Origin of the sequence: Mycobacterium sp., assembly GCF_032162105.1 — a bacterium.
Lineage (GTDB): Bacteria > Actinomycetota > Actinomycetes > Mycobacteriales > Mycobacteriaceae > Mycobacterium.
Map to the genome: position 1 here is coordinate 1 of NZ_JAVRPS010000398.1, position 4,383 is coordinate 4,383.

Genomic DNA, 4,383 nt, shown 5'->3' on the forward strand with positions numbered 1-4,383 from the left:
CCCTTCATCACGTGGGCGACGCGGACGTCCTCGTTGGCGGCGGGGTCGATCTCGCGGGTCACCACCAGGTAGTTGCGCAGTGCGACGGCGTGCAGGTGTTCCTCGGCGGTCCAGCGGCCGATCCAGCGGCCCCACCTGTCGTCGAGGATGAAGTGTTCGACCAGTTCCCGGTGGTAACCGGCGAGATTGTCCTTGGTGATGAGCAGGATCTCGAGGGCGTCGGTGACATGCTTGGGCAGCGTCACCGAGGACGAATCCCAGTCCTTGCCGCCGAGGAAGGCGAAGTTCTCGCCCTGCTCGAAGGGCACGTAGTCATGTGCGTACCAGAGTTCCTCGGTTGCGAGGTGGCGGTTCAGGTTTTCGTCCACGACCGGCTCGAGCTCGAGGATCAGCGCGTTGGCGACCGGTTTCTCTGCCATGAAAGTAACTGTAACCCGAAGACACACGTTCCCCGAAATTGGGTGGAGCGTGTCCCGGAGGCTGTCAACTTAGAGCGACAAACCTGGATACAAGGGGTTCGCGTTCAGCAGTTCGGCCGACGCCGCGTGCACCCGACCAGCGGTTCCGTCGGCCAGCGTGTACTTGGCCTTCGACGTGCCGTGCGGCTCGGTGTTCTTCAGCACGTCGACCACCAGTTCGGCCACCCTGTCGAAGTCGTCGGCGTCGAAGCCCCTGGTGGTCAGCGCTGGGGTGCCGAACCGGATGCCGCTGGAGTACCACGCGCCGTTCGGGTCGGCGGGGATGGAGTTTCGGTTGGTGACGACGCCGGCGTCCAGCAGCGCGGACTCGGCCTGGCGCCCCGTCAGCCCGAAGGACGTGACGTCGAGCAGCACGATGTGGTTGTCGGTGCCACCCGTGACCAGCCGGGCGTCTCGCTTGAGGAATCCGTCGGCCAGCGCCTTGGCGTTGTCGGCGACCCGCTGCGCGTACCCCTGGAACGACGGTTGGCGCGCCTCGGCAAGTGCCACCGCCTTGGCGGCCATGACGTGTGACAGTGGCCCGCCGAGCACCATCGGGCAGCCCTTGTCGACGGCGCCGGAGTACTCCTCGGTGGCGAGCACCAGCCCACCGCGCGGTCCGCGAAGCGACTTGTGCGTCGTCGTCGTGGTGACCTGAGCGTGGGGCACGGGGTCCTCGTCGCCGGTGAACACCTTGCCCGCCACCAGGCCGGCGAAGTGCGCCATGTCGACCATCAGCGTCGCGCCGACCTCGTCGGCGATCTCGCGCATCTTGGCGAAGTTGACCCGGCGCGGATAGGCCGAGTAGCCCGCCACCAGGATCAGCGGCTTGAACTCGCGGGCGGCGGCGGCGACGACGTCGTAGTCGAGCAGCCCGGTCTCCGGGTCGGTGCCGTAGCTGCGCTGGTGGAACATCTTTCCCGAGATGTTGGGCCGGAAGCCGTGGGTGAGGTGACCACCGGAATCGAGCGACATGCCCAGCAGTCGCTGGTTGCCGAGCTTGGCGCGCAGCGTCTCCCAGTCCGCCTCGGAGAGGTCGTTGACGTGCTTGGCACCGAGTTCGGCCAGTCCTGGCGCTTCTATGCGGGTGGCCAGGATCGCCCAGAACGCGACCAGGTTGGCGTCGATGCCCGAGTGCGGCTGGGCGTAGGCGTAGGGCGAGCCGAACAACTCGCGGGCGTGCTCGGTGGCCACCGACTCGACGGTGTCGACGTTCTGGCAGCCGGCATAGAAGCGGTGCCCGATGGTGCCCTCGGCGTACTTGTCGGACAGCCAGGTGCCCATGGTCAGCAGCACCGCGGGTGAGGCGTAGTTCTCGCTGGCGATCAGCTTGAGCGAATCCCGTTGGTCGGCAAGCTCTTTGCGGGTCGCCGCGGCAATACGGGGTTCGACGGACTCGATGACCTGCAATGCCGCGCGGTAGGCGGCGCTCGCGGTGTCGGCGTAGTCGGCGCCAGGCGCTGCAGTGGAGGTCACGGTCGAGTCAGCGGTCATGGGTCAAGGGTAATCGGGTGGTGTGATCGTCGGCCGAAGGCACCCGGGTCCGTCGCTCAGCCGGTACGCAGGCTCGACGGGATCAGCGGCTCGTCGAGCAGCCGACCGAACCGCTCCCCCAGCGTCACGTCCGCCGGCCGCGCGTCCAGCCAGCCGCGCAGCAGCCGGTAACCCTCGACGTAGGTGCTGGTGTAGGCCCGCCACAGCGGCGAGGACAGGAATCGCAGCGCCTGGCGCGCCCTGACCTCGTTGACCAGCAGCCAGCGCTGCATGAAGGCGACGACGTCGTCGACGTCGCGGTGCTCGTCGTGCAGCATCAGGGCGGCGTCCTGGCGGACGTCGGCCAGCGCCGCGGAGGCCTCCGCGATCGCCTCGGCGCGTTCGCCGTCGAAGCGCAGACCGAGGTCGGCATAGATCTCGGCGGCCCAGCTGCCCCACCGCGGCCCGATCGCGGCGTGCAACGCGAGATCGGCCAGCCCCTCCGCCATCAGGCACTGCGGGGTGTTGACCAGGAAGATGGTCTGCTCGGCTTGTCCGTCGCGGGCGACGAGGCCCGCCTCCTTGCGGCAGTGCTCGGTGTGGTGACCGGGATAGGACTCGTGCGCGACGAGGCGCGGCAGGTTCGACATCTGCTGCTTGAGGTCGGCGTTGACGGCGACGGTGGAGCGGTAGTCGCCCTCGTAGTAGTTGAACCCCGACCATGGCTTGTCGGTGACCACCTCGTAGACGATCGTCTCGCTTTCCGGCAGCGGGTACTCGGCGCGGACCCGGTCGCGCAGTGCGCTGGAGAACGCGTGGATGCACTCCTCGAGCCGCTCGGGCGGAATCTCCTCGCCGAGGCGGTGGGCTTGCATGCGGTCGGCGAGCGGGCCGGTGCCGCCCAGCGCGTCGTCGAGCTTGCGGTGCGCCTCGCGGTACCGCTCGGGGTTGCCCTTGGCGATGTCGACGTCGAAGTAGTCGCGAACCTCCTCGACGAACCCGACGTCCTGGCCGGCGAACTTACGGCCTGCACACGCCAACGCCTTGAGGTGCGCGGCGAGGTAGTCGGCGCGCTGGGCGTCGAGGCCGTCGGCGCCGGGCACCTCGGCCAGCAGCCGTTCGGCGGCCCGCGCCAAGTCGGCCGGGTCGGGCGTCGGCTCGGACGCGACGGCGCGGCGCAACGCGGGATCTCCGGTGAACGAGTCGACGTATCCCTCCTCGACCCGGTCGAATCGCAGACCGAGCAGCAGATACTCGCGGATCAGGGTGGCGGAGTCCATACCCTCAACCGTAAATGCAAGACTGGGCACATGGCGCGGACCAGCGAGCCGAGTCCATACGTCGAGTTCGACCGCAGTCAGTGGCAAGCGCTGCGCATGTCGACGCCGTTGAAGCTCAACGAGAAGGACCTGACGGGGTTGCGCGGCCTCGGTGAACAGCTGGACCTGCTCGAAGTCGAAGAGGTCTACCTGCCGCTAGCGCGGCTCATCCACCTCCAGGTCGCCGCACGTCAGCGGCTGTTCGCCACGACGGCGGAGTTCCTCGGCGAGCCGCAGCAGAATCCGGACCGCCCGGTGCCGTTCGTGATCGGTGTCGCGGGCAGCGTCGCAGTGGGCAAGTCGACCACCGCCCGCGTGCTGCAGGCGCTGCTGGCCCGCTGGGAGCACCACCCCCGCGTCGACCTGGTCACCACCGACGGCTTCCTGTACTCCAACGCCGAGCTGCTGCGGCGAAACCTAATGCACCGCAAGGGTTTTCCCGAGAGCTACGACCGACGTGGGTTGATGCGATTCGTCACCGCGGTGAAGTCGGGCTCCGATCAGGCGTGCGCCCCGGTGTATTCGCATCTGCTGTACGACATCGTGCCGGACGAGAAGATGTTGGTCCGGCATCCGGACATCCTGATCCTGGAAGGCCTCAACGTCTTGCAGACCGGTCCGGCGCTGATGGTGTCCGATCTGTTCGACTTCTCCGTCTACGTCGACGCCCGCATCGAGGACATCGAGGGCTGGTACGTCTCACGCTTCCTGGCCATGCGCGCCGGCGCGTTCGCCGACCCGCAGTCGCACTTCCACCACTACTCCACGCTGACCGACGACCAGGCGGTGTTCGCCGCCCGCGACATCTGGCATTCGATCAACCGGCCCAACCTGATCGAGAACATCCTGCCGACCCGGCCGCGCGCGACCCTGGTGTTGCGCAAGGACGCCGACCACTCGATCAACCGGCTGCGGCTCCGCAAGCTCTAGACCCAGCGATTTGTGCGCGGAAACCGTCGCTGACGGGCTGTTTCAGAATCGCGTGTCGTGATGATCGTCTGACCTGCGAGGTTGTCCCGGGTCTCGTAGAAGTTGAGGTGGCGGTCCCCCGCTCGAGACCTGCCGTGTGGTAGGTGTCGGGCGTTCCGCCAAGAACTCCTACAGCAAGGGGACCACCATGAAGAAGAGTAGCG

General features: G+C 67.5%; 4 protein-coding genes. 1 reads left to right on the forward strand and 3 read right to left on the reverse strand.

Annotated elements, in window-relative coordinates; genetic code table 11:
• The 3 genes from QOC69_RS20455 to QOC69_RS20465 form a co-directional block, all read right to left on the reverse strand.
• Nucleotides 1–419, reverse strand: a 419-nt coding sequence (locus QOC69_RS20455; protein ID WP_526442949.1) for an acyl-ACP desaturase, incomplete at its 3' end; no start/stop codon positions are given.
• 69 nt (nucleotides 420–488) lie between these two features.
• Nucleotides 489–1,952 carry a glycine hydroxymethyltransferase gene (locus QOC69_RS20460; protein WP_526442951.1) on the reverse strand — a complete coding sequence of 488 codons (1,464 nt, stop codon included), beginning with the start codon at nucleotides 1,950–1,952 and terminating at the stop codon, nucleotides 489–491.
• Between the two features lie 56 nt (nucleotides 1,953–2,008).
• Nucleotides 2,009–3,211 carry a DUF885 domain-containing protein gene (locus QOC69_RS20465; RefSeq protein ID WP_526442953.1) on the reverse strand — a complete coding sequence of 401 codons (1,203 nt, stop codon included), beginning with the start codon at nucleotides 3,209–3,211 and terminating at the stop codon, nucleotides 2,009–2,011.
• A 30-nt stretch (nucleotides 3,212–3,241) separates the two neighbouring features.
• Between QOC69_RS20465 and coaA the strand changes: the two genes are divergently transcribed.
• Nucleotides 3,242–4,180, forward strand: coding sequence for a type I pantothenate kinase (gene coaA / locus QOC69_RS20470; RefSeq protein ID WP_526442955.1), 939 nt, complete (start codon nucleotides 3,242–3,244; stop codon nucleotides 4,178–4,180).
• Nucleotides 4,181–4,383: the final 203 nt, after the last annotated feature.

Coding starts and splice junctions, on each gene's coding strand:
- QOC69_RS20465 (WP_526442953.1), bottom strand. CDS start 3,211: ATGGACTCCGCCACCCTGATCCGCGAGTATCTGCTGCTCGGTCTGCGA.
- QOC69_RS20460 (WP_526442951.1), bottom strand. CDS start 1,952: ATGACCGCTGACTCGACCGTGACCTCCACTGCAGCGCCTGGCGCCGAC.
- coaA (WP_526442955.1), top strand. CDS start 3,242: ATGGCGCGGACCAGCGAGCCGAGTCCATACGTCGAGTTCGACCGCAGT.